23 protein-coding genes and 3 pseudogenes are annotated in these 23,958 nt (G+C 70.6%); 17 read left to right on the forward strand and 9 right to left on the reverse strand.

Annotation, left to right across the window (positions count from 1 at the left end):
* Positions 1-215 precede the first annotated feature (215 nt).
* From ACVW19_RS07105 to ACVW19_RS07130, 6 genes are all read left to right on the forward strand, one after another.
* On the forward strand, positions 216-1,025 hold the full coding sequence (locus ACVW19_RS07105) for an NAD-dependent epimerase/dehydratase family protein (protein ID WP_457457608.1): 810 nt from the start codon (positions 216-218) through the stop codon (positions 1,023-1,025).
* A gap of 374 nt (positions 1,026-1,399) precedes the next feature.
* Complete coding sequence (locus tag ACVW19_RS07110) at positions 1,400-2,170, forward strand: DeoR/GlpR family DNA-binding transcription regulator (protein ID WP_457457609.1); 771 nt, start codon at positions 1,400-1,402, stop codon at positions 2,168-2,170.
* Positions 2,171-2,315: 145 nt separating this feature from the next.
* A complete protein-coding gene (locus ACVW19_RS07115) occupies positions 2,316-3,689 on the forward strand; it encodes an ABC transporter substrate-binding protein (protein ID WP_457457611.1) in 1,374 nt (457 codons plus the stop codon).
* Complete coding sequence (locus ACVW19_RS07120; protein ID WP_457457612.1) at positions 3,686-4,627, forward strand: carbohydrate ABC transporter permease; 942 nt, start codon at positions 3,686-3,688, stop codon at positions 4,625-4,627. Before ACVW19_RS07115 ends, ACVW19_RS07120 begins: the two co-directional genes overlap by 4 nt.
* Positions 4,624-5,475 (forward strand): carbohydrate ABC transporter permease, encoded by an 852-nt coding sequence (locus tag ACVW19_RS07125; protein WP_457457614.1) that lies wholly within the window; start codon positions 4,624-4,626, stop codon positions 5,473-5,475. The genes ACVW19_RS07120 and ACVW19_RS07125 overlap by 4 nt, the downstream gene beginning before the upstream one ends.
* A 233-nt stretch (positions 5,476-5,708) precedes the next feature.
* Positions 5,709-6,923, forward strand: a complete 1,215-nt coding sequence (locus ACVW19_RS07130; protein WP_457464472.1) for a TerD family protein — start codon at positions 5,709-5,711, stop codon at positions 6,921-6,923.
* A gap of 181 nt (positions 6,924-7,104) precedes the next feature.
* On the opposite strand, the gene ACVW19_RS07135 is transcribed toward ACVW19_RS07130, so the two are convergent.
* A complete protein-coding gene (locus tag ACVW19_RS07135) occupies positions 7,105-8,559 on the reverse strand; it encodes an alkaline phosphatase PhoX (protein ID WP_457457616.1) in 1,455 nt (484 codons plus the stop codon).
* 171 nt (positions 8,560-8,730) lie between these two features.
* Positions 8,731-10,185: a hypothetical protein gene (locus ACVW19_RS07140; RefSeq protein WP_457457618.1), complete on the reverse strand. Its 1,455-nt coding sequence runs from the start codon at positions 10,183-10,185 to the stop codon at positions 8,731-8,733.
* Between the two features lie 291 nt (positions 10,186-10,476).
* On the opposite strand from ACVW19_RS07140, the gene ACVW19_RS07145 reads away from it, so the two are divergent.
* Positions 10,477-12,303, forward strand: coding sequence for an endonuclease/exonuclease/phosphatase family protein (locus ACVW19_RS07145; protein WP_457457620.1), 1,827 nt, complete (start codon positions 10,477-10,479; stop codon positions 12,301-12,303).
* A gap of 127 nt (positions 12,304-12,430) precedes the next feature.
* Here ACVW19_RS07145 and ACVW19_RS07150 read toward each other — a convergent pair whose 3' ends face one another.
* On the reverse strand, positions 12,431-12,826 hold the full coding sequence (locus ACVW19_RS07150; protein ID WP_457457622.1) for a DUF3618 domain-containing protein: 396 nt from the start codon (positions 12,824-12,826) through the stop codon (positions 12,431-12,433).
* Positions 12,823-13,284, reverse strand: coding sequence for a phage holin family protein (locus tag ACVW19_RS07155; RefSeq protein ID WP_457457624.1), 462 nt, complete (start codon positions 13,282-13,284; stop codon positions 12,823-12,825). Before ACVW19_RS07155 ends, ACVW19_RS07150 begins: the two co-directional genes overlap by 4 nt.
* A gap of 146 nt (positions 13,285-13,430) precedes the next feature.
* Here ACVW19_RS07155 and dapA point away from each other — a divergent pair, with 146 nt between their 5' ends.
* Entirely contained in the window at positions 13,431-14,324 is an 894-nt protein-coding gene (gene dapA / locus ACVW19_RS07160) for a 4-hydroxy-tetrahydrodipicolinate synthase (RefSeq protein WP_457457626.1), read from the forward strand.
* 80 nt (positions 14,325-14,404) lie between these two features.
* On the opposite strand, the gene ACVW19_RS07165 is transcribed toward dapA, so the two are convergent.
* Positions 14,405-15,754, reverse strand: coding sequence for a hypothetical protein (locus tag ACVW19_RS07165; protein ID WP_457464474.1), 1,350 nt, complete (start codon positions 15,752-15,754; stop codon positions 14,405-14,407).
* Between the two features lie 238 nt (positions 15,755-15,992).
* On the opposite strand from ACVW19_RS07165, the gene ACVW19_RS07170 reads away from it, so the two are divergent.
* The 7 genes and pseudogenes from ACVW19_RS07170 to ACVW19_RS07200 all read left to right on the forward strand — a co-directional run bounded on the left by ACVW19_RS07170 (position 15,993) and on the right by ACVW19_RS07200 (position 20,151).
* Complete coding sequence (locus ACVW19_RS07170) at positions 15,993-16,406, forward strand: ATP-binding protein (protein WP_457464475.1); 414 nt, start codon at positions 15,993-15,995, stop codon at positions 16,404-16,406.
* 337 nt (positions 16,407-16,743) lie between these two features.
* Positions 16,744-17,217, forward strand: a pseudogene (locus ACVW19_RS07175) (radical SAM protein); the annotation flags it as partial.
* Between the two features lie 61 nt (positions 17,218-17,278).
* Positions 17,279-17,770 (forward strand): hypothetical protein, encoded by a 492-nt coding sequence (locus ACVW19_RS07180; protein WP_457464896.1) that lies wholly within the window; start codon positions 17,279-17,281, stop codon positions 17,768-17,770.
* Positions 17,767-18,405: a dTMP kinase gene (locus ACVW19_RS07185; RefSeq protein WP_457464476.1), complete on the forward strand. Its 639-nt coding sequence runs from the start codon at positions 17,767-17,769 to the stop codon at positions 18,403-18,405. Before ACVW19_RS07180 ends, ACVW19_RS07185 begins: the two co-directional genes overlap by 4 nt.
* Positions 18,398-18,904 (forward strand): hypothetical protein, encoded by a 507-nt coding sequence (locus tag ACVW19_RS07190; RefSeq protein WP_457457628.1) that lies wholly within the window; start codon positions 18,398-18,400, stop codon positions 18,902-18,904. The genes ACVW19_RS07185 and ACVW19_RS07190 overlap by 8 nt, the downstream gene beginning before the upstream one ends.
* The gene (locus tag ACVW19_RS07195; RefSeq protein WP_457457630.1) at positions 18,901-19,698 is read left to right on the forward strand and encodes an STM4013/SEN3800 family hydrolase; all 798 of its coding nucleotides are present in this window, start codon (positions 18,901-18,903) and stop codon (positions 19,696-19,698) included. Before ACVW19_RS07190 ends, ACVW19_RS07195 begins: the two co-directional genes overlap by 4 nt.
* A gap of 18 nt (positions 19,699-19,716) precedes the next feature.
* Positions 19,717-20,151: an NUDIX domain-containing protein gene (locus ACVW19_RS07200; RefSeq protein WP_457457631.1), complete on the forward strand. Its 435-nt coding sequence runs from the start codon at positions 19,717-19,719 to the stop codon at positions 20,149-20,151.
* A gap of 138 nt (positions 20,152-20,289) precedes the next feature.
* On the opposite strand, the gene ACVW19_RS07205 is transcribed toward ACVW19_RS07200, so the two are convergent.
* Together ACVW19_RS07205 and ACVW19_RS07210 are read right to left on the reverse strand one after the other, a co-directional pair.
* A complete protein-coding gene (locus ACVW19_RS07205) occupies positions 20,290-21,027 on the reverse strand; it encodes an SAM-dependent methyltransferase (protein WP_457457633.1) in 738 nt (245 codons plus the stop codon).
* A 107-nt stretch (positions 21,028-21,134) separates the two neighbouring features.
* Positions 21,135-21,218: pseudogene (locus ACVW19_RS07210) on the reverse strand (TetR/AcrR family transcriptional regulator); the annotation flags it as partial.
* Between the two features lie 26 nt (positions 21,219-21,244).
* Between ACVW19_RS07210 and ACVW19_RS07215 the strand changes: the two are divergent.
* Together ACVW19_RS07215 and ACVW19_RS07220 are read left to right on the forward strand one after the other, a co-directional pair.
* Positions 21,245-22,006: a CocE/NonD family hydrolase gene (locus ACVW19_RS07215; protein ID WP_457464477.1), complete on the forward strand. Its 762-nt coding sequence runs from the start codon at positions 21,245-21,247 to the stop codon at positions 22,004-22,006.
* A 308-nt stretch (positions 22,007-22,314) separates the two neighbouring features.
* Positions 22,315-22,653, forward strand: a complete 339-nt coding sequence (locus ACVW19_RS07220; protein WP_457457635.1) for a YciI family protein — start codon at positions 22,315-22,317, stop codon at positions 22,651-22,653.
* A 4-nt stretch (positions 22,654-22,657) separates the two neighbouring features.
* On the opposite strand, the pseudogene ACVW19_RS07225 reads toward ACVW19_RS07220, so the two are convergent.
* Together ACVW19_RS07225 and dapD are read right to left on the reverse strand one after the other, a co-directional pair.
* A pseudogene (locus tag ACVW19_RS07225) lies at positions 22,658-22,798 on the reverse strand (septum formation family protein); the annotation flags it as partial.
* Between the two features lie 117 nt (positions 22,799-22,915).
* Positions 22,916-23,905, reverse strand: a complete 990-nt coding sequence (gene dapD, locus ACVW19_RS07230) for a 2,3,4,5-tetrahydropyridine-2,6-dicarboxylate N-succinyltransferase (protein ID WP_457457637.1) — start codon at positions 23,903-23,905, stop codon at positions 22,916-22,918.
* Between the last annotated feature and the right edge of the window lie 53 nt (positions 23,906-23,958).

Below are 23,958 nucleotides of genomic sequence, written 5' to 3' on the forward strand. Positions count from 1 at the left end.
TTCGTGATTGACGTCTACATCCCTGAATCGTGTCACGCTAAGGCGCCCCGGGGACGCCGGTCAAGCACGCCAGCCCGGCAGACACCAACCGATTCCCCTCCATCCGCGGGAAGACGCGGGATACTTGACGGGCCACGGCCCACCTCCTTAGCGTGTCCACGAACATGAATGCCGTGCATGCATGTGCACGGCCGGTGACGCAAGGAGATCCCTGGATGCCCGCTCCCCGCACCGTTCTGCTCACCGGCGCCGCCGGCGGCCTCGGCACCCTGATGCGGGGCCTGCTCCCGGACTACGGCTACGAGCTGCGCCTGCTCGACCTGCATCCGGTCGAGGGCGAGCCGGACGCGATCGTCGCGGACCTGGCCGACAAGGAGGCCGTGCGCGAGGCGGTCCGCGGTGTCGACGCGATCATCCACCTCGCGGGCATCTCCCTCGAGGCCTCCTTCGAGAAGATCCTCGCGGCGAACATCGAGGGCACCTACCACCTGTACGAGGCCGCGCGCGAGGAGGGCGTCGGGCGCATCGTCTTCGCCTCTTCCAACCACGCCGTCGGCTACACCCCCCGCCCTCCGGCCGGCGACCCGCTCATCCCCGTCGACACCCCGCACCGCCCCGACACCTTCTACGGCCTGTCCAAGTGCTTCGGCGAGGACCTCGCCCAGCTCTACTGGGACAAGCACGGCCTGGAGACCGTCTCCGTACGCATCGGGTCCTGTTTCCCCGAGCCGACCAGTGTGCGGATGCTCTCGATCTGGATGAGCCCCGCCGACGGCGCCCGCCTCCTGCACGCCGCCCTCACCGCCGAGCACGTCGGCCACACCGTCGTCCACGGCTCCTCCGCCAACACACGCCTGTGGTGGGACCTCACCTCCGCGCGTGCGCTCGGTTACGACCCGCAGGACGACTCCGAGCCGTTCGCCGCGAAGCTCGTCGCCGAGCAGGGCAAGCTGGATCCGGACAACGAGGCGCACGCGCGCATCGGCGGCCACTTCGTGACCGACCCGCCGATCTGGCCGTACTGAGACCACGAGTCCGACGCGCCACCGAAGCCGCGGGCCCGACATCGACACCGGCACCGGCACCGGCACCGGCACCGGCACCGGCACATCGACGGCACGCGTATGCGCGGCCGCGGCAAGAATCCGACGCCCCACGGCGGGCGGGCACCGAACGGGCCCGCCCGCCGCCGCATTCGGGCACGCGTGATGCCCGTTTGCGTGCCGCGGTCCGTCCCCGCGCAGGTCCGAGCCGGACACAGCCGGAGCCTAACGGGCAAAAACAGGCAGTACCGATTCCACAACAGACCTGGTCAGCAGCGCACATCACCTGTACAACTGCCTGCAAGGCCCCCACAGGGCCCGAACGGGCAGCGACATCAGGAAGCAGGTGTTCGGCCATGCGCGACAGAACGGCCGAAGAGCGCCAGCGTGAGATCGTGCGGGTGGCGCGCGCCACCGGCTCGGTCGACGTCACGACGCTCGCCACCGATCTGGGCGTGGCCAAGGAGACCGTACGACGGGACCTGCGCGCTCTGGAGGACCACGGCCTGGTGCGCCGCACCCACGGCGGCGCCTACCCCGTGGAGAGCGCCGCCTTCGAGACCACGCTCGCCTTCCGCGCCACCAGCCATGTGGCCGAGAAGCGCAGAGTCGCGAACGCCGCGGCCGAACTGCTCGGCGACGCGGAGACGGTCTTCGTCGACGAGGGCTTCACCCCGCAGCTCATAGCCGAGGCACTGCCCCGGGACCGGCCGCTCACCGTGGTCACCGCCTCCCTGCCGGTCGCGGGCGCGCTCGCCGAGACCGGCACCATGTCCGTACTCCTGCTCGGCGGCCGGGTCCGCTCCGGCACCCTCGCCACCGTCGACCACTGGACGACGAAGATGCTCTCCGGCTTCGTCGTCGACCTGGCGTTCATCGGAGCCAACGGCATCTCCCGCGAACACGGTCTGACCACGCCCGACCCGGCGGTCAGCGAGGTCAAGACGCAGGCGGTCCGGGCCGCGCGCCGGGTGGTGTTCGCGGGCGTCCACACCAAGTTCGGGGCGGTCAGCTTCTGCCGGTTCGCCGAGGTCGGCGCGTTGGAGGCGGTCGTCACGAGCACGCTGCTCCCGGCGGCCGAGGCCCACCGCTACTCCATGCTGGGACCCCAGGTCATCCGGGTCTGACCCGGCGGAACCGCACCCCGCGCACCCCACGCATCACACGCACCGCGCACCGCGCACCGCGCAAGGTTCCGCCTCCCCGCGGGCCGAGCCGTCCGGGCGACGTCCGGTACCTCCCTGTACCACCGCTTTCGTCGAGGAGTGATCCATGCGAACCCAGAGCCGACGGCGGCCGCCGCGAGCCACGCTCGCCGCGGTCGCCGCAGGGACGCTGCTCGCCCCGCTGCTCTCCGGTTGCTGGGTCGGAGCGGGCGGGGCCGGATCCGGCGGTGACGCCGTCAACGTCCTGATGGTCAACAACCCGCAGATGGTGCAGTTGCAGAAGCTGACCGCCGCGCACTTCACCAAGGACACCGGCATCGAGGTGAACTTCACCGTGCTGCCGGAGAACGACGTCCGCGACAAGATCAGCCAGGACTTCGCCAACCAGGCCGGCCAGTACGACGTCGCCACCCTGTCCAACTACGAGATCCCGATCTACGCCCGCAACGGCTGGCTCCGGGAGATGGACTCCTACGTCGCCGAGGACACCGCCTACGACGAGCAGGACATCCTGGGGCCGATGCGCCAGTCCCTCAGCGGGGACGACGGCAGGCTCTACGGCCAGCCCTTCTACGGCGAGTCCTCGTTCCTGATGTACCGCAAGGACGTCCTCGAGCGGGAGGGCCTGACGATGCCGGCCGACCCCACCTGGGAGCAGGTGGCCGACATCGCCGCGAAGCTCGACGGGGCCGAGCCCGGCATGAAGGGCATCTGCCTGCGCGGGCTGCCCGGCTGGGGCGAGGTCATGGCACCGCTGACGACCGTGGTGAACACCTTCGGCGGCACCTGGTTCGACGAGGACTGGAACGCCCGCCTCGACTCCCCCGAGTGGCACGAAGCGACGAAGTTCTATGTCGACCTGGTCCGCGAGCACGGCCAGGCCGGCGCCGCCCAGTCCGGCTTCGCCGAGTGCCTGAACAACACCACCCAGGGCAAGACCGCCATGTGGTACGACGCCACCTCCGCGGCCGGTTCCCTGGAGTCCGCCGGCTCCCCCGTCAGGGGCAAGATGGGCTACGCCCCCGCCCCCGTGGAGAAGACGGAGTCGGCCGGCTGGCTCTACACCTGGGCCTGGGGCATCCAGAACGCCTCCCGGAACCCGGACAACGCCTGGAAGTTCGTCTCGTGGGCCTCCGGCAAGGAGTACGAGCGGCTGGTCGGCGACGAGATCGGCTGGTCGAACGTCCCGGCCGGCAAGCGCGCCTCCACCTACGAGAACCCCGACTACCGCGCGGAGGCCGCGGCCTTCCAGGAGATGACCAGGTTGGTCATCGGGCGAGCCCGCCCGGACGACCCGGGTGTGCAGCCGCGGCCCGCGCCCGGCATCCAGTTCGTCGGCATCCCCGAGTTCACGGACCTCGGCACCCGGGTCTCCCAGGAGATCAGCGCGGCCATCGCCGGACGCCAGTCCGTCGAGTCGGCCCTGAGGAAGTCCCAGCGGCTCGCCGAAGAGATCTCCGAGGAGTACGAGGGACGGTGACCGCCACGACAACGGCCCCCGTGGCCGCCCCGGACATCCGCCCGAGCGGCGGCCGGCGCTCCGACCGGCTGCGCGGCTGGGCCACCAGGGCCCCGCTGCTGCCCGCCCTGATCTTCATGATCGCGGTCACCCAGCTGCCCTTCGTGGCCACGCTGGTGATCTCCTTCTTCGACTGGAACTCCCTCTATCCCGACGCCCGGCGGTTCGCCGGCTTCGAGAACTACGGAGAGGTCCTCGGCGACCCCGGCCTTCGCCAGTCGGTCTGGACGACGATCCTGCTGACGGTGGCGGTCGTCCTCACCAGCCTGGTCCTCGGACTGCTGCTCGCCCTGCTGCTCGACCGGAGGTTCCGCGGCCGGGGCATCGTCCGCACCCTGCTCATCGCCCCGTTCCTGGTGGTGCCGGTGGCGGCGGCCCTGCTGTGGAAGCACGTCCTCTACAACCCCGAGTACGGCCTGTTCAACGGCCTGCTGCACTCCGTCGGCGGGCCGCAGCCCGACTGGATCTCGGGCACCCCGCTGCTCGCGGTCCAGGCCGCGCTGGTGTGGCAGTGGACGCCGTTCATGATGCTGATCCTGCTCGCCGGGCTGCAGAGCCGGGACCAGGAGCAGATCGAGGCGGCCCGCGTCGACGGTGCGAGCGACTGGCAGATCTTCCGCCACCTCACCCTGCCCCACCTGCGCCGCTACCTCGAACTGGGCGCCCTGCTCGGCTCGATCTACATCGTGCAGAACTTCGACGCGGTCTTCACGCTCACGTCCGGCGGCCTGGGCACCGCCAACCTCCCGTACACCGTCTACCAGACCTTCTACCAGGCCCATGAGAACGGTCTGGCCTCGGCCGCCGGCGTCCTGGTCGTCATCGGTTCGATCATCATCGCGACCTTCGCCCTGCGCGTCGTGTCGTCCCTGTTCCGTGAGGAGGTGGCCCGCGCATGAGCACCACCGCCGTACGCGGCCACGGCCGGATCCGCAAGGGAGCGGGTCTCGGCCTGGTGGCCTGGCTGGCCGGGATCGTCTTCTTCCTGCCCATCGCCTGGATGGCTCTGACGTCCTTCCACTCCGAGGAGGACGCGGCCACCAACCCGCCGTCCTTCACCGCCGCCCTCACCCTGGACGGCTACCGCGAGTTCTTCGGCGCGGGCGGCGGCGCGAGCCCCTGGCCGTCCCTGATCAACTCGACGGTGGCGTCCGTGGCCTCGGTGGTCCTGGTCCTGCTGCTCGCCCTCCCGGCGGCGTACGCCCTGTCCATCCGTCCGGTGAAGCGGTGGACGGACGTCCTGTTCTTCTTCCTCTCCACCAAGATGCTGCCGGTCGTGGCCGGTCTGCTGCCGATCTACCTGTTCGCCAAGAACGCCGGGATGCTCGACAACATCTGGCTGCTGGTCCTGCTCTACACCTCCATGAACCTGCCGATCGCCGTGTGGATGATGCACTCGTTCCTCTCGGAGATCCCGGTCGCGGTGATCGAGGCCGCCCAGATCGACGGAGCCCGGCTGCCGACGGTACTGGCGCGCGTGGTCGCCCCGATGGCGCTGCCCGGCATCGCGGCGACGGCCCTGATCTGCTTCATCTTCAGCTGGAACGAACTGTTGTTCGCCCGGGTGCTGACGGGCGTGGTCGCCGAGACCGCCCCCGTCTTCCTGACCGGCTTCATCACCAGCCAGGGCCTCTTCCTGGCCAAGGTGTGCGCCGCGTCGCTCGTCGTCTCCCTGCCGGTGCTCGCCGCGGGGTTCGCCGCTCAGGACAGACTCGTCCAGGGTCTGTCGTTGGGAGCCGTGAAATGAAGGCCGCCGTCATCGAGCCTGAACGGCGACCGCGCCGCCCGCTTCCTCACCGCGGTCACCACCGCCGGCGCCCCCCGGCTCGTCATGGCCCGCTGGACCGGCAACTACAAACACGGCAACGAACGCACCGCCCGCAACCACCCCCGCAACCGGCGCTGAGCGTCACCGCCCCGTTCGAGCCACAGGTAAGGGAACGGTAAATCGCCTCCGCTCGTTCACCCGGCATGACAGCTATGACCCCCGGCTCGAACATCCCCCTCCCCACCGCCCGTGTGACGGTGGACGTCGCCGCCCCGGTGCGGCTCGACGTATCGGGCCTGCTGCTCACCGCCGACGGCAAGGTGCGCTCCGACGACGACTTCATCTTCTACAACCAGCCCGCGGGCCCCGGTGTGACCTACCGTTCCGGCGGCGGCACGGCCCCCGACGCCATCACCATCGACACCGCGGCGGTCCCGCCCGGCATCGAGAAGATCGTCGTCACCGCGAGCCCCGACGCCCAGGGCCAGACGTTCCAGGGCATCGAACCGACGGCCACCATCCGGAGCGCCGACGACAACGCGGTCCTGGCCACCTTCACTCCCCCGCGCCTCGGCACCGAGACCGCCCTGGTGATCGTCGAGATCTACCTGCGCAACGGCGCCTGGAAGGCCCGCGCGGTCGGCCAGGGCTACGCCAACGGCCTGGCCGGCATCGCCACCGACTTCGGAGTCACGGTCGAGGAACCGGCCGCCCCCGCCCAGCCGACCACTCCGCCCCCGTCCGCCATACAGCCGCCGGTGAGCCCGCCGGCCCCGCCGATGCCCTCCCCGCAGGCCCCGGCGGCGCCCGCCGCTCCCCCGGCGCCGCCCGCCGCCGCACCCGGCACCGGGAAGATCAACCTGGACAAGGGCCGGGTCAGCCTCCAGAAGAACCAGACCGTCTCCCTGATGAAGGGCGGCCGCCCGCTGCTCTCGCGGGTCCGGATGGGCCTCGGCTGGGAGCCCGCGTACCGGGGCAAGGACATCGACCTCGACGCCTCGGTCATCGCCTACGGCCCGCAGCGCAACCACATCGACAGCTGCTACTTCGGCAAGCTCCAGATCGTGGGCGGCGCGATCCAGCACTCCGGCGACAACCTCACGGGCGAGGGCGGCGGGGACGACGAGACGATCACGGTCGACCTCGGCCGCCTCCCCCAGGACGTCACCGGCCTGGTCTTCACGGTCAACTCGTTCTCCGGCCAGAAGTTCACCCAGGTGGCCAAGGCGTACTGCCGCCTCCTGGACGCCACCACCGGCGAGGAACTGGTCCGCTTCGACCTCACCTCCGCCGAGCCGCAGACGGGCGTGATGATGGCGAAGCTGATCCGCCAGTTCTCCGGCGAGTGGGAGATGACCGCGCTGGGCGAGTTCGTGAAGTCCCGCACGGTACGGGGCATGGTCAAGCCGTCCGCCCAGTCCCTCTGACCGCGCGGACGAACCGACCGCGCGGACGTGCCCGGGGGCGCCCCCGTCCGCAGGGGGCGCCCCCGGGGCACCCGGCCCCGGACCGGGGGGCCACGGTCGCAACCCCTCCCTCAGCGGTCCCGAACACCGGCGCAAGCGCTGCTCCTCGCCACCGTGATGGCGGGTGACACGGGCAGAGGGTTCAGTCGCGCTGCTGGCGCTTCCAGGGGCCGGTGACGGCGAGCATGATGCCCGGTTCCTGGATGTTGGCGTACAGGGTCTTCCCGTCGGGCGAGAAGGTGACGCCGGTGAACTCGCTGAACTCCGGCTCCTGTTCGGTGCCGATGTTCAGCTCGTTGCGTGCGATGGGGTAGGTCCGTCCGCCGTCGGTGGCGCCGAACAGGTGCTGCACGCCGTCGCCGTCCTCGGCGATGACCAGCCCGCCGTACGGGGAGACGGTGATGTTGTCGGGGCCGTCGAAGGCGCCGTTTTCGCCAGGGTCGGGGTTCACGCCGAGCAGGACCTTGAGGGTCACCGTGCGGCGCCGGGGATCGTAGAACCAGATCTGGCCGTCGTGCTGAACGGGGCTCTCCTCACGGGCGTACGAGGAGACGAAGTACGCCCCGCCGTCGCCCCACCACATGCCCTCCAGCTTGCGGCCCCGGGTGATCTCGCCGGGCCCGAACTGCTCGCGCACGGAGACGGTCCGCGCGTCGCGGTCCGGTACGTCGACCCAGTCGACGCCGTACACCGTGCCGGTCCTCGTGGCGCGGGAGAGGTCGTCGACGAACCGGCCGCCGGAGTCGTAGCACTTGGGCGCCTGGAGGACTCCCGCGTCGTCGGCGAGGGCGCGGAACCTGCCGGGGCCGTGGCGGAAGTCCTTGGGCGGGGTCCAGCGGAAGAACAGGCCGTTGGGCTCGTCGGCGTCCTCGGTGAGGTAGGCGTGGCCGCGCCTGGGGTCGATGACTACGGCCTCGTGGTCGTAACGGCCGAAGAACTTCAGCGGCTTGGGGTCGCGGTTGGCGCGCCGGTCGGCCGGGTCGACCTCGAAGACGTAGCCGTGGTCCTTGGTCATGCCGTTCTCGCCGGCCCGGTCGGAGTTCTCCTCGCAGGTGAGCCAGGTGCCCCAGGGGGTGCTGCCGCCCGCGCAGTTGTCGGCGGTGCCGGCGATGCCGACCCACTCGGCGACGCTGCCGTCGGGGCGCACCTCGACGACCGTGCAGCCGCCGGGGGCGCCCGGGTCGTAGACGAGGCCCTCGGCGAGCGGAACCGGGTGCTCCGCCTCGTCGCGCGGGCCGTCGATCTCGTGGTTGTTGACCAGGAGGGTGGTGCCGCGGGGGCCCTCGAAGGCGGCGGTGCCGTCGTGGTCGGACGGGGTGAACTCGCCGGACTCGAGCCTGGTCCTGCCCGTGTACGTGAGGATGCGGTACGAGAAGCCGGCGGGCAGGGCGAGAATGCCGTCGGGGTCGGGGATCAGGGGGCCGTAGCCGACCGCGGGGTGGTGCCGGGCCTGCTCCCGCTCCTCCCCCACGCTCTCGGCGTCGTGGGACGCGAGGGCGTGGGGTGCGGAGGCGAGGGCGCCGACGCTGCCCACCAGTGCGACACCGGCACCGGCGACCGCGGTTGTTCTGGTGAAGTCCCTGCGGGTGAGCGACATGGAGTCTCCTGTGGCGGTGGGTTGCCGTGAGGACCGACCTCGTACACCGTCACGCTTCCGCCCACGCCTGAACGCCGATTGAACTCCACGGGACACCCCGGCGGCCGCTTCGGTGAACCGCGCGGGGCCGTCCGGCCCCGCGCGTGCTCCAAGGCCCCCGAGCGGGAACCCTCAACCCCCGTGCTGCGAGCGGGCCTTGAAGGCTGCCTTGCGGGCCTCCTTGGCGATCTTCTTGTCCGGGTGCAACCGGCCCATCGCCTCCAGCACGTCCGCCGTGGCCGGGTGCTCCACCCGCCAGGCCGTGGCGAAGAATCCGCTGTGCTGGCGGGCCAGCCCCTCCACCAGGGCCCGCAGTTCCTCGGAGTTGCCCTCGGCGGCGAGCTGCGCGGCGACCGTGTCGACGGTCAGCCAGAAGATCATTGCCTCGGAGGGCGGCGGGACGTCGGTGGCTCCGTGCTCGGTCAGCCACACCCGGGCCAGCCCGCCGAGTTCCGCGTCGTCGAGCACCTCCCGCAGGGCGGGCTCGGCCGAGAGGCCGACCAGCGACAGCGCCTGCTGGCACTGCAACCGCCGCAGTGGGGCGCTCTTGTCGCTCCCGCGCGCCGCGGCCAGCAACTCCCGTGCCGCGGCGAGCGGTTCACGCCGGGCGAGCCACTGTTCGGTCTCCGCGTGGGCCGCCGCCGGCGGGAACACGGCCGTGCCGTCGAGCAGCGCGTCGGCGCCCTTGTCCGCGAGGTCCCCGACCGCCGGTGCCTCGAACCCGGCTTCCAGCAGCCGGGCGCGCAGCCCGTACAGCCCGAGCGGGGTCAGCCGCACCACGCCGTAGCGGGAGACGTCGGTGTCGTCCTGCGGCTCCCCGGACTCCGCGGGCTCCCCGGGCTCTTCATCGGTCTCGACCAACAGCGCCTCGTCGACCGGCTGGTACTCCACGAGCCCGACCGGCTCCAGCATGCGGAACTGGTCGTCCAGCCGCATCATCGCGTCGGACACCTGCCGCAGGACGTCGTCGGTGGGCTCCGGCATGTCGTCGGGGACGAGCACGGACGCGGCCAGCGCGGGCAGCGGCACCGGTGCCCCGGCGGGGCCTTCCTCGCCGGCGGTCAGCAGATAGAGGTTGCGGAGCACCCCGTCCAGGAACTCCGCCTCGGCCTCGGGGTCCCAGTCGAGCGAGGAGAGGTCGAGTTCGCCGGATCCGTCCCCGGCGGCGATGGCGTCGACGAGCCCGTCCAGGTCGGGCACGCTCGCGTCGGCGAGCACCGTCTCCAGGGCGGCGAGCCAGACCGTGAGGACGTCCTGCGGCGAGCCTCCGGTGAGCAGCGCGAGGTCGGCACCCGTGGTGACGGTGCCCTCCTCCTCGTCGACCACGTCGACGAGCCCGGCGTCCACGGCGACGCGCCATGCCTCACCGGCGTCGGCGGCGGCCTCCTCCCCGCTCAGCCCGAGCGCCTCGGCCGCCGCGGGCAGCTGCTCGTCGACGAGCCCGCCACCGGCGTCGACCCGGGTCGCGGGCCCGGCCCAACGGGCGAGCCGGACCGCCCGGGACAGCAACGGCGTGGACAGTGCTTCACGCGCCAGCTCCGCGTCGGGGTGCAGCCGCACCGGCGGCAGGGTGGAGCTGTCTGACATCGGCTGTTTCTCCTAGGTGCTGTCCTCGGCGCCTCTTGCGACTCAACCGCCCAGCCTAGACGGATTTCCCCCCAAGCCGCCCGCTTCACCTCTCCTTCAGCCGCCGTACATGGCTGAAACCTTGACAAGTGGCCTGGCCAGGCTGGAGATTGACGCGCGTAGAAAACGGCGGACGGTTGTTCACCGGACCCGCACGGGCCCATCCCGTCCCGCATGTCCTGCACGCACGCCCCGCACGTCGCACCTGCCACTCTCGCCCCGGCACTCATCACGTTTCCCGGAGGGAATCCGTTGCCGAGCAAGTCGTCCGCGCGCCTCGCCGCGCTCACCGTCGCCGCCGTGTGCGCGGCGTCCACCGTCACCCTCGCTTCGCCCGCGCACGCGGAGTCCGTGCGCATCTACGACATCCAGGGCGACACCCGGATATCGCCGTACGCCGGACAGCAGGTCACCGACGTGACCGGAATCGTCACCGGTGTCCGCACCTACGGCTCGTCCCGCGGCTTCTGGATCCAGGACCCGAACCCGGATGCCGACCCGGCCACCAGTGAGGGCGTCTTCGTCTTCACTAGTTCGACCCCCCAGGGGGTGGCCGCAGGCGACGCCGTCACGGTCTCCGGCACGGTCACGGAGTTCGTCCCCGGCGGTACGGCCTCCGGCAACCAGTCGCTGACGCAGATCACCCGCCCCACGGTCGCCGTCGTCTCCCGCGGCAACCCGGTCCCGGCCGCCACCAGGATCGACGCGAGGTCCGTCCCCGCCGCCTACGCCCCGGCCGGCGACCCCGCCGCGAACGGCTCGGTCAACGCGCTCCCGCTGCGCCCCGAGCGGTACGCCCTGGACCGCTACGAGTCCCTGGAGGGCATGAACGTCCGGGTCTCCGACACCCGGGTGGTCGGCGCCACCGACCCGTACACCGAACTCTGGGTCACCGTGAAGCCGTGGGAGAACCGCAACCTGCGCGGCGGCACGGTCTACGGCTCCTACGACGACCGGAACACCGGCCGCCTGCAGATCCAGTCCCTGGGCCGAGCCGCGGACTTCCCCGACGCGAACGTCGGCGACACCCTCGCCGGCACCACCGCGGGCCCGCTGGACTTCAACCAGTTCGGCGGCTACACGCTCGTGGCGGGCGAACTCGGCACGCTCGAGAGCGGGGACCTGCGGCGCGAGTCGACGCGCGCGCAGCGCTCCGGCGAGCTGGCGGTCGCCACGTACAACGTGGAGAACCTGGACCCGTCCGACGACACGTTCGCCGCGCACGCCGAGGCGATCGTGGGCAACCTGAAGTCGCCCGACATCGTGTCCCTGGAGGAGATCCAGGACAACAACGGCGCCACCGACGACGGCACGGTCGCCGCCGACCGGACGGTGGCCCGGCTGATCGACGCGATCGAGGCGGCGGGCGGCCCGCGCTACGACTGGCGCGGGATCGACCCGGCCGACAAGGCCGACGGCGGCGAGCCGGGCGGCAACATCCGCCAGGTGTTCCTCTTCAACCCGGAGCGGGTCTCCTTCACCGACCGCGCGGGCGGCGACGCCACGACGGCCACCGGCGTCACCAAGGTGCGCGGCAAGGCGGCCCTGACGGTCTCCCCCGGCCGCATCGCCCCCGGTGCCGAGGCGTTCGAGGGCAGCCGCAAGCCGCTGGCCGGCGAGTTCGTCTTCCGCGGCCGCACGGTCGTCGTGGTCGCCAACCACTTCGCCTCCAAGGGCGGCGACCAGGCCCTGACGTCGCAGTACCAGCCGCCGTCGCGCAGCTCGGAGACCCAGCGCCACCTCCAGGCGAAGGAGGTCCACGACTTCACCGCGAAGATCCTCACCGCCCAGAAGAACGCGGACGTCGTCGTCCTCGGTGACATCAACGACTTCGAGTTCTCCACGACCACGAGGATCCTCGAGGGCCGGGGCACGCTCTGGTCGGCGGTCAAGTCCCTGCCTCGGAGCGAGCGTTACTCGTACGTCTACCAGGGCAACAGCCAGGTGCTGGACCAGATCCTGATCAGCCCGTCGATCCGCCGCGGCGGGTCGTTCACGTACGACAGCGTGCACCTCAACACCGAGTTCCACGACCAGATCAGCGACCACGACCCGCAGATCCTGCGTTTCCGCCCGTAGGGCGTACACCCGCGTCGGGGGCCGGCCGGACGCTCCCGTCCGGCCGGCCCCCGGCCGTGCCCGCCCGGCCGTGCCCGCCCGGGTCCGCGGCGCTTCCGGTCCGCGGCCGGTACACCCCGGTCCGCGGTCAGTGCGCCCCGCGCCGCCGCAGCACCGCCATCCCGGCCGTCGCGGCCAGCCCGGCCGCCGTTCCCCCGGCGACCATTACCGGCCACGGCTTCCGTGTTCCGGCCCGCCGGACCTGGGTGGCGCTGCTCCGCAGCTGCACGGTCATCGCACCGGCCTTGTCGCGCAGGTCGTCCACACGGGCCAGCGCATGCCCCTTGACGTCCATCTTCCCGGCCAGCTCCTCGACGGTGTCGCCGAGTTCGTGCCGGGTCCGCTCGATCTCCTGCCGCAGTTCGTCCGGCCCCTTGGCTCCGCGGGCGGCGGTGTCCTGCTCGACCCCGGGCTCGATGTGGGCCCCGGAACCGGAACCCACCGCCCTCGCAGGCGGGTTCGCCCCGTTCACATCCCGCGTCATCGGTGCGCCCTCCCCTTGATCTCCTCCACGTCGGCCTTCACGCTGCCCAGCGTCTGTTCCGGGGTGGCCGGCGTGGCCTTCCTGAGCTCGGCCCGGCCGAGCGCGGCCAGCACGGCGGCGATCACGAACAGCACGGCCGTGATGATCAGCGCCGCCGCCCACACCGGCAGGACGAGAGAGAGTGCGGCACCGCCGGTGAAGGCCGTCGCCAGCAGGCCGGCGTAGGCGAAGGCGCCCGCGGCGCCCAGCATGCCGCCGCCGCGTCCGGCCCGGCGGCCCTTCTCGGCCAGCTCCACCTTGGCCAGGGCCACTTCCTGCCGCACCAGCCGGGAGACCTGCTCGGTGGCCTGTCCGACGAGTTCGCCCACGCTGTGCTCGTCATGGCTGTATTCGGCGCGGCTGCCGCTGTCGCGGCTGCGCGTGTCGCGAACCGGCGGTTGCTCGATGGTTGCGGTCACGGTGTTCCGCCTCCTCTCGGTCGGGTGCCTTCCGAGTACCCGGAGCGCGGGGCGCCTATCCTGAGCGCCATCCCTTACTGATGCTTATCAATAAAGGATAGAAGATTTAAGTAGAGCTACACAGTGATCGGGCAGAGACTGCTCCCATGACCCCATCGACGCCCCCCTTCGGCCGCGCCCTGTGCGCCATGGTCACGCCGTTCACCCCTGTCGGCGCCCTGGACCTGGACGGTGCCGCGCGTCTGGCCGACCACCTGGTGAGCCACGGCTGCGACGGCCTGGTGCTGTCCGGTACGACGGGCGAGTCCCCGACCACCACGGACGCGGAGAAGTCGGCCCTCATCACGGCGGTACGGGAGGCCGTGGGCAACCGCGCCTCGATCGTCGCCGGCGTCGGCACCGCCGACACCGCGCACACCGCCGACCTCGCCCGTGAGGCCGAGCGGGCGGGCGCCGACGGTCTCCTGGTCGCCACCCCGTACTACAGCCGCCCGCCGCAGGACGCGATCGAGGCGCACTTCCACGAGGTCGCGGACGCCACGGGCCTCCCCCTGGCCCTGTACGACATCCCGGCCCGCACGGGCACCCGCATCGAGCCGGACACGATGCTGCGGCTCGCCGAGCATCCCCGGATCGTGGCGGTGAAGGACTGCTCGTACGACTTCCTGGCCGCCCAGAAGATCATCGCCCGCACGGATCTCGCCTACTACGCGGGCTGCGACGAGCACATCCTCGCCCTGTACGCGGTCGGCGGCGCCGGGTACGTCAGCACGGTCGCGAACGTGGTCCCGGACCACCTGCGCTCCGTCCTGGACGCCTTCGACGCGGGCGACACGGCCCGCGCGGCCGACCTCCAGCAGCGGGCCACCCCCCTCATCGAGGCGATGACGGCGAACGGCCTCCCCGGCACGGTCACCACCAAGGCCCTCCTCACCACCCTCTCCCTCCCCGCAGGCCCACCCCGCCCGCCCCTGAAGCCTGCCGACCGCGCGACAGTCGACGGGCTCAGGTCCACCTACGACGACCTCATGGCGAACTGACCGCCCGGCTGCCGGGTCGCCCAGGAGTTGTGGCCCGAGAACCTTCGGGGTTTGCCGACAACTCCCGGAGGCACCCCGATTCAGGCCTTGGCCGCCGCGACCTGGTGTACCCGGCCGGTCAGCTCTCGCACCGCGCGCGTCTTGGCGTACGGTGTCAGGTCCTTGCGCATCGTGGCGAAGTGGTCGTCACCGCGGACGGACGACACATGCTCGTACTCGTCCAGGAACCGCCCCCACGACTCGCACGACGCCTCCAGGTGCCCGTGCCGCAGTTGGCGCTGCGCCAGGAGCGCGTGGGCGTGGACACGGCCCTGCCGTTCATTGGCCGGCTGGACCTTGATGGACTGTCGCAGAGCATTGATGCTGCCGGGCAGATCGTTCTCCTCCATGAGCACGTGGGAGACGTGGAAGAGGTAGGCCGTCTGGTCGTAACCGCCGATCGCGTCACGCCGGTTGTCGGCCTTCGCAAGCGCCGTCTCGGCTTCACTGAGCCGGGCATGGGCCTGACGCCGGTCCCCGACCATGCTCGCCGCATGAGCCTGCTGCCCCCGCAGGAACGCTACAAGGCGCGGGCCCGCCGACGGCGCTGCCTCAGCAGCGGAGTCCGCCAACTCCAGTGCCATCCGCCCGTGCCGCAGGTTCGAAGCCTGAAGCGACATGCCGCGCAGCGTGCGGCAGTAGGTGACGTGGTCGTTCGCCTCATCAGCGAGCTTGAGCGCCCGGACGTAGTACTTCTGTCCCAGGCCGTGGGCTTTCTCGTACATGGCCATCCACCCGGTCAGATAGGTCAGGTCGGACGCTGCGGCCAGTATGTCCCGTTTCACCGGCTCGGACGCCTCCACTTTGAGCCATGGACCGACTGTGTTGACGAGGAACGCGGCCGCCATGGGGCGCGCGTGACCGGCACCGAACTCGTCGAGGATGTCGGCGATCCGCGCCGTCATGGAGCGCACCGATGCGACTTGGGAGGCCCCGATCCGGGTGGTGGCCTTCCCTGGGACAACCGGATCCGTAGCGGCTCGGGCACTGTGCTGGAACCCGGGAACGGAAAGAGCCGCGGAGAACAGAGTCACGGCCAGGACACCGCGACGGGATGGGTCCATATCCGCCCTTCCTAGTTCGATCAACTCCTCCACAGTGTCGACTGGTTGCGAGCCGTCGGCGGACACAGCAGGCCGGAGCCCAGCTTCCGCGTGGGTGATCGGCCGCCCCAGCCGAGCAGACAAGGCTTCAAGAATCAGCGGCCTGACCTCGGGCTTCGGCGGTGTACCGGCGATCCAGTGCGCAACGGCCGTCCGGTCGTACGAAAGGTGCAGCCCGGCTTGCGGGCCGAGCCTGTTCACCTGCTGGGCCAGCTGCGTACGAGTCCATCGTGCCTGCTCAAGCAACCTGTCCAAGGCAGGGTTGGGCGTGCGTTTCCTCGTGGCCATGTTCTCAACTCCCGATAGCCCCATGGCGTTCACGGTGTTCACGGTCCCACCTGCCATCAACGGTACCCGCAGACAGTGACCGCGCGGTTACCTCTTACGAGTCAAGCAACCGATCGTCCCTTGGGAGCAGAGGGTGACCAGCGCACCACCATCGAGAAAAGGCGCCGCCGCGGAGGCAGGCGGTCATGGCCAGGAGCGTCGGCCCGGGCAGACACGCCTGACCAACGATCTGTTGAGCGTGTGCTTCGAGATCTCCCCGGGCCGGGCCGGGGGCGACATCGCCGAGGACGACGCGCGTCGTGTGCAGATGGCCCGGCGGGTGACCGCGGCCCGGCTGCGGTACTGCGGACTGGAGAGCCTGGTCGACGACGCCACGCTCATCGTCTCGGAGCTGGTCACCAACTCCATCCAGCACAGCGGCGGCACACGGATCACCTTCGTCCTGACGGTCGACGGCGGCTTCCTGCGTATCTCTGTGCACGACGAGATGCCCGGCCGCCCGGTCGTCTGCAACACCGACGACGATGCCGAGCGAGGCCGCGGCCTCTTCCTCGTCCAGTGCCTCACCGCCGCCCACGGCGGCACCTGGGGAACCAGCAACGACGGAGCCACCACTTGGTGCAACCTCGCTCTCCCTGGCGGCCGGCCGTGACCGCCCAGGGCACCGTGCCAGTCCTGGTCCGCTTTGCCCTCCAGCGAGAGGGCGAGGAAGCCGCCCCGGACAACCTCACTGGTCCGACGGCTCAGCTCCTTCCGGCGCATGGACCTGGGCGAACTGGTGCATGAACTGAAGTTCGCCGCATAGACACCTGCCCCGGCGGACCGAATGTCCTCTCGAAGCCGGGACCGACCGGAGCAGGACCAACTCCCGGTGCCGGTTGTCTGACCTGCTCCCCCACTGATCCAGTGCCGGTCCCGATCCCCCTTTGCCTCGCTGCCCTCGACGGAGCAGCAAAGGGGCTCTCCCGAAGAATGGGTTGGAGGCCCACGTGCAAGAACTGACCAGGCCCGCAGAAACCGACATCGTCGACTTCACGGCCCTGCGCAACTTCGCTGCGCTTCGCGGGCAGCTCCGCGTCTCTTTCACGCCGCGGTGCAACATCGCCTGCTGGTTCTGCCACAACGAGGGCGACGTTCCGCCCCCGCTCACCAAGGTCGACCGCTCCCGGCAGCCCCGCGCCCGCGCGCTGGATCCGGACGGCTATCTGGCGATCGTCAAGACGCTGATGGACGCAGGTCTCAGGCGCGTGTACTTCACCGGCGGTGAACCGCTGACGTCCCCCATGGCCCGGCCGGTCCTGGAGAACCTGCCGGAGCAGGGCCCGGACGCCTCGTACACCCTGCTCACCAACGGGACCCGCATCCGCACCCACCGGGCATGGCTGGCACGCACCCGGTTGGACAAGGTGAAGGTGTCGCTGCACTACTTCTCGGACGAGAGCCTGCGCGCCATCGCCGGAACCCGCATCAGCATCGACACCATCCTCGACGGCATCGAGGCCGCCCGGGAAATGTTTCCCCCAGGTGGAACTGAACACGCTGCTCCAACGGGAGAACGCGCACGAGGTCGAACGCATCCTCGACTTCGCCCTGGAGCGGCGCCTGCCGGTGCAGTTCATCGAGTTGGTGAGTACGGACTTCAACGAAGGCCGAGCCTTTTCCGCGGTGTCGGCCGAAGCGATCCTGAACCACCTGCGCACGCTCACCACGGACGAACACGTGGAGGTCGCCGGGGTCGGCCAAGGCCGGCGCGTCTTCCGTATCGACAGCATCGAGGTCGACGTCATCCACCGCAACCTCGGCCGTCACCACGTCGGCCAGTGTGGCGCCTGCCCCCGCCGCACCGAGTGCGTCGAAGGCTTCTGGGCGCTGCGGGTCGACCACAACGGCGGCGTCCAGCCGTGCCTGCTGCGCGACGACCTGCGCCTGAACGTCAACGAGTTCCTGGCCGACCCGAAGCGGCTGGTCGAAGTCGTCGCCGGACACATCACGTCATTCACGGAAGGGACGCTATGAACCGCTTACCACCTCCCTACCAACCGCTCTTCTTCGAGAGCCGGCCGCAGCCGGTCATCGTCCTCGAAGGCGTCTCCGGGATCGGCAAGTCCACACTCGCCGACCTGCTGGCCCGGCGCCTGAAGGCGTCCAGCTTCCACACCCTGCCGGAGCCACACACCGGCTGGTCGCCCACCATCAACGCGCACCTACGGTCTCTGCCGCAGTTCGCGTTCTACCTCTCCGGCGTACTGCATGCTTCCGACCGCGTACGCCACGCCCGCACACTCGGCCCCGTGGTGGCGGACCGCTACGTGTCGTCCGTCATCGCCTGTCACGCCGCCGTCCATCACGTACCGGTGGACACCGTCGCCAATCTCCTGGAGCCCTTCCGCCCCTACCTGGTGACGCCGACCCGCACCGTCTATCTGCGCTGCTCGGAGGAGTCGCTGCGTGAGCGGATGGCGGCCAAACAGGACGTGAAGAGCGACGACACCGACCTGTTCGAGGTTCCCGGCCGACTGTCCCGGCTGCTCGCGAACTTCGCCCATGTGGCCGAACGAGACAAGACCGCGGTCTGGCTCGACACCGACGGCAGGACGCCGGAGGAACTCGCCGACCAGGTCCTTGCCGATCTGGAGCACACCCTTGCTTAACCCCATCGACACGGCCGCCGTCATCCGTGACGGCGGTGCGGTCGGGCAGTACCCCGACCAGATCCACGAAGGCGTCGCCTGGTGGCTCGGCGCCTGCATGATCGTCACCCTCCAGGCATCGCGGCTCGCGGTCGCTCACGACGGACACCCCGTCAGCGCCGTGTTCGCAGAACGACTGTGCCGAGGAGCGATCAACGCCCAGCACTACGCCTGCAACGTCCGCCACCTCGGCCAACAGTCCGAGCAGGAACTGCTCGCCGCCATGACCGACCCCTACCGGGCCCCTGGAGCGTGGTTGTCCGCCGACGTCGCCGAGAGCTTCACCACCATGCGGATCCGTCTGTACGACTCGCACGGCGCGCTGCTGGACGACGCCAACGGCCTCGCCGCGATCCGTGACCTCATCGCCCAGGACCGCGTACCGATCCCCGTGAACACCCGGGCCAAGGGGAGCATCGAGTCCTGGCAGCCCCAGACGACCGAGGGAGGCCGCCCGTGATCGACGCAGCACGGATCATCGACTCCGGCACCAACATCCTGTTCGTGACGTTCGACTCCCTGCGCCACGACGTCGCCCGCACCGCACTGGCAGAAGGCCGCACCTCACGACTCGCCGGATACCTTCCGGGCGGGCAGTGGGAACGACGGCAGACTCCCGGCACCTTCACGCTTCCCGCGCACATGGCGTTCTTCTCCGGCTTCCTGCCCAAGCTGCCCCAGCCCGAGCAACCGGCACGCCTGTGGGAGTGTCGGCCGCCGGCCTTCAAGACAGTGCCGACCGAGACGTTCGTCTTCGACGCTCCGAATCTCCTTGAGGGTCTCGCCATGCACGGCTACCGCACCGTGTGCGTGGGCGGAGTCACCTACTTCTCCCAGGAGACGCCTCTCGGATCGGTGCTGCCCGTCATGTTCCACGAAGCGCGCTGGCGACCCGAGTTCTGCTCCCCGGCGATCGAATCCACCCGCCACCAAGTGGACCAAGCCCTCGACATCGCTGACCGCGCCGGCAGCCGCACGCCGCTGTTCCTGTTCGTGAACGTCTCCGCCACGCATGTGCCGCACAGCCACTATCTGGGCAGCAGCGAGGACACCACCGCCTCACAAGCCGCGGCGCTCGCCTATGCGGACGGGCACGTGGGGAGGCTGCTCGACGGGCTGACCAGCCGGGGAAGTTGGCTCGTCATCATGTGCGCCGACCACGGCGACGCCTACGGTGACGACGGCTGTCACGGCCGCGGCATCGCCCACCCCGTCGTGTGGAACGTGCCGTTCGCCTCCTGGGTGCAGGGCTGAACGCTACGCTCGCTCACCATGAGCGAGGGATCGATGCGCGACGCCTCCGTGGTCCTGGCACGCGACGCAGACGACCTGGTCGCACTGCTGAGCGCGGACTTCCCCGCCCATGGAGGCGAGTACCTGTTTCTTCCCGGCGGCCGCCGGGAAGACGGCGAGAGCCCGCTGGAATGCGCCCGCCGTGAACTGCGCGAGGAAGCCGGCGTGACCGCACAGCGGTGGCGTTCACTCGGATCGCACGCGATCACGCAGGCCTCCCCCGCGCGCGTCCACCTTTACGAGGCCCGTGACCTGACACTCGGCCCGCAGGAACTCACCGGGACGGAACAAGGTTTCAAACTGATGTGGTGGACGATGACGGACGCCCTCCAGGCCGTCCACGAGGGGCGGTTCCTCCTTCCTGCCGGGCCGCTCGCCCTGCTCCTCGCAGAGCACCGCCCCACGGGCGGCTGAGGCACCGACTCGCCGAGGGGAACTCGGGCTCTTCGTCCGCCCCTGAAGCCCGCCGACCGTGCAACGGCCGACGGGCTCAGCTCCCTCTACAAGGCCCTGACCACAGCCTGCCCCCACCAGCGCAGCTTCGCCCAGAGTTCAGTCCCGCGTCGGACGCAGGACGAGGCAGACGAAGCCCAGCACGTCCCGGTAGACACGCAACCATTGGTCGCGGTGAGTGGTGGCCACCTCGAGCGCCTGGGCGCTGCCTGGATCGTCGGGATGGTCCAGGGCCCATGAGGCCAGCGACCCCGTCCAGGCCCACTCGTAGTCGTCGAGCTCCTGGCGGGTGCTGATATGTCCCTGGACAGGCGTCCACCCGTCCGCGACGACCCGATCCAGCGTGGTCGGCAGGTCGGCGAGGTCCCCGAACAGCTCGACAGCCTCGGGAGAGGGCTCCCGGTCCCAGAATCCGTCACCGACCAGAATGCACCCCCCGGGGGCCAGGTGCTCACGCGCCGCCGCAAGAGTGGGGAGCAGGCCGCCGAAAGCGTGCGTGGCTCCCACACAAAGCACCAGGTCGAAGGCGTGGGAGGCCGCGAAACGCACAGCGTCCTGATGATGGAGGACCAGGCGGTCCTCCACCCCGAGCCGACGCGCAGCCTGACGCGCTTGTGCCAGCGAGCTCTTGGAGATGTCGACGCCCTCGGCCCGCAGCCGCGGATGCACGGCCAGGGCCCGCAGGAGCCACTCTCCGCCGCCGCAGCCGAGGTCGAGTACGCGCTCGGCACCGCGTGAGAGACCACGTTCCAGCAGTCGGCGCACCGCGTCGTCGTCGAGCGGGGCTGCGATCGGATGGTCCGCATGAGCACGCCTGGAGATCTGTTCCCGGTCCACGGGCGGAGCCTGACATGCCCGGCGATTCACACGCACCTGATTTCCGGTCGGCCCCCGGGCCGGAGACCGGATTCGACCGTTCTCACGGTCGGGGCAGGCGGTCGGAATCAGTCGGTGGTGAGGCCGTCGATCAGGCGGTTGAGGAATCGGGTGAAGGTGGCTTCGGGGGCGAGTGGGCGGCCGGGGGCGCAACGAGGCCGCCGACGGGCGGGCCACGGTGTCCTGGCTGCGTGAGCAGCCCTGGTTCAACGGAACACTCGGGACCGTCGGCCCCAGTCACCTGGGCTACGTGCAATGGGCCCTCGCCCTGGACCCGCCGCCGGAACTGAAGGCGATGGTGGTGCAGGTGGGCCTGCACGATCCCTACGCCCTGTTCCACACGCGCGGTGCGCTGCGCCTGGAGAACGCCCTCGCCGTCGGGGTGGGCATGACCTACCAGCACCAGGGCATGGCACCCTTCCTGAGGGCGACTCTGCGCCTGCAGCGCCGTCTACGCGACGTCACCACCGCCCAGCCCCTGCGCGGGGCGTACGCAACGGCCCTCGGGGGCGAGCTGCCCTGGCTGGACGACGCCATGACGCACCCGGACCCCAAGAACCCGTACTGGCACGGCGCGTCATTGGCGCGGCCGGCGGAGCGGCTCGGCGTGCCCACGAGCCTGATCACCGGATGGCACGACGCGCCGGCCGGTCAGACCTTCGAGCAGTACGACCGGCTGCGGCGGGCCGGCTGCGAGACCGCCCTGCTCGTCGGCCCCTGGATCCACACCTCCGCCCTGCAACAGGGCCGGCCCGAGGTGTTCGCCGAGAGCCTCGCCTGGCTGCGCGCCCACCTGCACGCCGATGCTCGATCGGCTTTACGGGAGTCGACGGCGAGGGATTCCTGGAGCCGGACGTCGACAAGTGGTTCACCGCAGTCGGCCACCGGGATCGCCGCGATCTTCGGATCCGACATCAGCACGATCTCGTTCATGTACTGATCATTGCCGCTCACCCCGCTCAACGGCGATGCCCCTGCTCCCCCTTGGCCAGAAGCCGTCGGCTCGTCCCCGTGACGGCCTTCGCTGCACCATGTCCCAGACGTCGCTGCGGTACTCGTCCGCCGACCCGGTTCTGAGGGTGATCCCTGGGTCATTACCCGTACGACGGCTTCACTCGGCGCCCCAACATGCCTACAACGGGCGTTGGGGCCTGTTTCGAAAGCCGGGGAGAGCATCGGCTCTGAGGGGAGGCGTTCGTCGTAGGGTGAGAGGCGGCCGAAGGAGGCCACCGGCCGAGGGAGCCATGGATGACGCGGTACCTGATCTCGTTCGATGACGGCGCGATGACCTTCCCCGAGGAGGAGTTGCCCGAGGTGGCCGAGGCCTCGCACAAGGTGGTGCGGGAGGCTCAGGACGCCGGTGTGTGGGTCTTCGGCGGCGGACTGGAAAGACAGCAGGCGAGCGTCGTGGCCACCGACGGGACCGTCACCGAGGGCCCGCACCCGGAGACCAAGGCGGTGCTCGGCGGGTTCTCGGTCATCGATGTGCCCTCACGCGAGGACGCGCTGGAGTGGGCTGCCAAGATCGCCGCCGCGTGCCGCTGCGCGCAAGAGGTCCGGGAGATCATGCCCGACCCGACCGTCTGATCGAAGACGAAGCCACCGTCCTCAGCGTCGCACGGAGCTTGCCGACCTCGGTGCCCTCGATACCGCTCAGGCCCTCGACGTGTGCGTCGAGAGCGGCCGCGACGGCCTTGGCCTGCGCCTTGTAGCCGGCCAGGTCGTCCTCGACGATGGGAGCCGGGAGCCCCCTGTCCACGCACGAGCGCCCTCCCGGGCCGTTCTGGGGCCGTGGAAGGGCGCTCGGTGTGGTGACCGCGGTGCCGACGGAGCTGCCGGCTGCCGGTGGTCAGTTGTGGCGGTGCAGGACGTCGTTGAGGCCGCCCCAGACCGCGTTGTTCGGGCGGGCCTCGACCGTGCCGGTGAGCGAGTTGCGGCGGAAGAGGATGTTGGAGGCGCCGGACAGCGCGCGGGCCTTGACGACCTCGCCGTCGGGCATGGTCACACGGGTGCCCGCGGTGACGTACAGGCCGGCCTCGACCACGCACTCGTCGCCGAGTGCGATACCGACGCCCGCCTCGGCTCCGATCAGGCAGCGCTCTCCGATGGAGATGATCACGTTGCCGCCGCCGGACAGCGTGCCCATCGTGGAGGCGCCGCCACCGATGTCCGAGCCGTCGCCGATGACGACGCCCGCGGAGATGCGGCCCTCGACCATCGAGGTACCGAGGGTGCCCGCGTTGAAGTTGACGAAGCCCGCGTGCATGACCGTGGTGCCCTCGGCGAGGTGGGCGCCCAGGCGGACCCGGTCCGCGTCGGCGATGCGGACGCCCTTGGGCGCCACGTAGTCCGTCATCCGGGGGAACTTGTCGATGGACGTGACGGCCAGGTGCAGGCCCTCGGCGCGGGCGTTCAGCCGCACCTTCTCGATGTCGTCGACGGCGACCGGGCCGAGCGAGGTCCAGGCGACGTTGGCGAGGAAGCCGAAGATGCCCTCCAGGTTCTGGCCGTGCGGCTTGACCAGACGGTGCGAGAGCAGGTGGAGACGCAGGTAGGCGTCGTGGGCGTCGACCGGCTTCGCGTCGAGCGAGGAGATGACCGTGCGGACCGCGACCACCTCGACGCCCCGGCGGGCGTCCGGCCCGATCGCCGCGGTCGCGCCGGCGCCGAGCAGTTCGGCGGCGCGCTCGGCGGACAGCCGCTCGGTGCCGGACGGGCCCGGCGCGTCGGAGAGTTCGGGGGCGGGGAACCAGGTGTCGAGGACGGTGCCGTCGGCGGCGAGGGTGGCGAGGCCGGCGGCCACCGCGCCGGTGGTGCTCTGAGCAGTCGTGTCGGTCATGAGGGCAACCTAACCGGGGAGAGCCCGGCGATGCGAACCGGTGTCGCGCCGTC

The organism is Streptomyces sp. TE5632, from assembly GCF_054061295.1.

Excerpts from the sequence above, each read along its gene's own strand:
- ACVW19_RS07110 (WP_457457609.1), top strand. The coding sequence starts at position 1,400 with ATGCGCGACAGAACGGCCGAAGAGCGCCAGCGTGAGATCGTGCGGGTG.
- ACVW19_RS07200 (WP_457457631.1), top strand. The coding sequence starts at position 19,717 with ATGAGCGAGGGATCGATGCGCGACGCCTCCGTGGTCCTGGCACGCGAC.
- ACVW19_RS07115 (WP_457457611.1), top strand. The coding sequence starts at position 2,316 with ATGCGAACCCAGAGCCGACGGCGGCCGCCGCGAGCCACGCTCGCCGCG.
- dapA (WP_457457626.1), top strand. The coding sequence starts at position 13,431 with ATGACCCCATCGACGCCCCCCTTCGGCCGCGCCCTGTGCGCCATGGTC.
- ACVW19_RS07165 (WP_457464474.1), bottom strand. The coding sequence starts at position 15,754 with ATGGCCACGAGGAAACGCACGCCCAACCCTGCCTTGGACAGGTTGCTT.
- ACVW19_RS07150 (WP_457457622.1), bottom strand. The coding sequence starts at position 12,826 with ATGACGCGGGATGTGAACGGGGCGAACCCGCCTGCGAGGGCGGTGGGT.
- ACVW19_RS07140 (WP_457457618.1), bottom strand. The coding sequence starts at position 10,185 with ATGTCAGACAGCTCCACCCTGCCGCCGGTGCGGCTGCACCCCGACGCG.
- ACVW19_RS07185 (WP_457464476.1), top strand. The coding sequence starts at position 17,767 with ATGAACCGCTTACCACCTCCCTACCAACCGCTCTTCTTCGAGAGCCGG.
- ACVW19_RS07125 (WP_457457614.1), top strand. The coding sequence starts at position 4,624 with ATGAGCACCACCGCCGTACGCGGCCACGGCCGGATCCGCAAGGGAGCG.
- ACVW19_RS07105 (WP_457457608.1), top strand. The coding sequence starts at position 216 with ATGCCCGCTCCCCGCACCGTTCTGCTCACCGGCGCCGCCGGCGGCCTC.
- ACVW19_RS07135 (WP_457457616.1), bottom strand. The coding sequence starts at position 8,559 with ATGTCGCTCACCCGCAGGGACTTCACCAGAACAACCGCGGTCGCCGGT.
- ACVW19_RS07130 (WP_457464472.1), top strand. The coding sequence starts at position 5,709 with ATGACCCCCGGCTCGAACATCCCCCTCCCCACCGCCCGTGTGACGGTG.
- ACVW19_RS07220 (WP_457457635.1), top strand. The coding sequence starts at position 22,315 with ATGACGCGGTACCTGATCTCGTTCGATGACGGCGCGATGACCTTCCCC.
- dapD (WP_457457637.1), bottom strand. The coding sequence starts at position 23,905 with ATGACCGACACGACTGCTCAGAGCACCACCGGCGCGGTGGCCGCCGGC.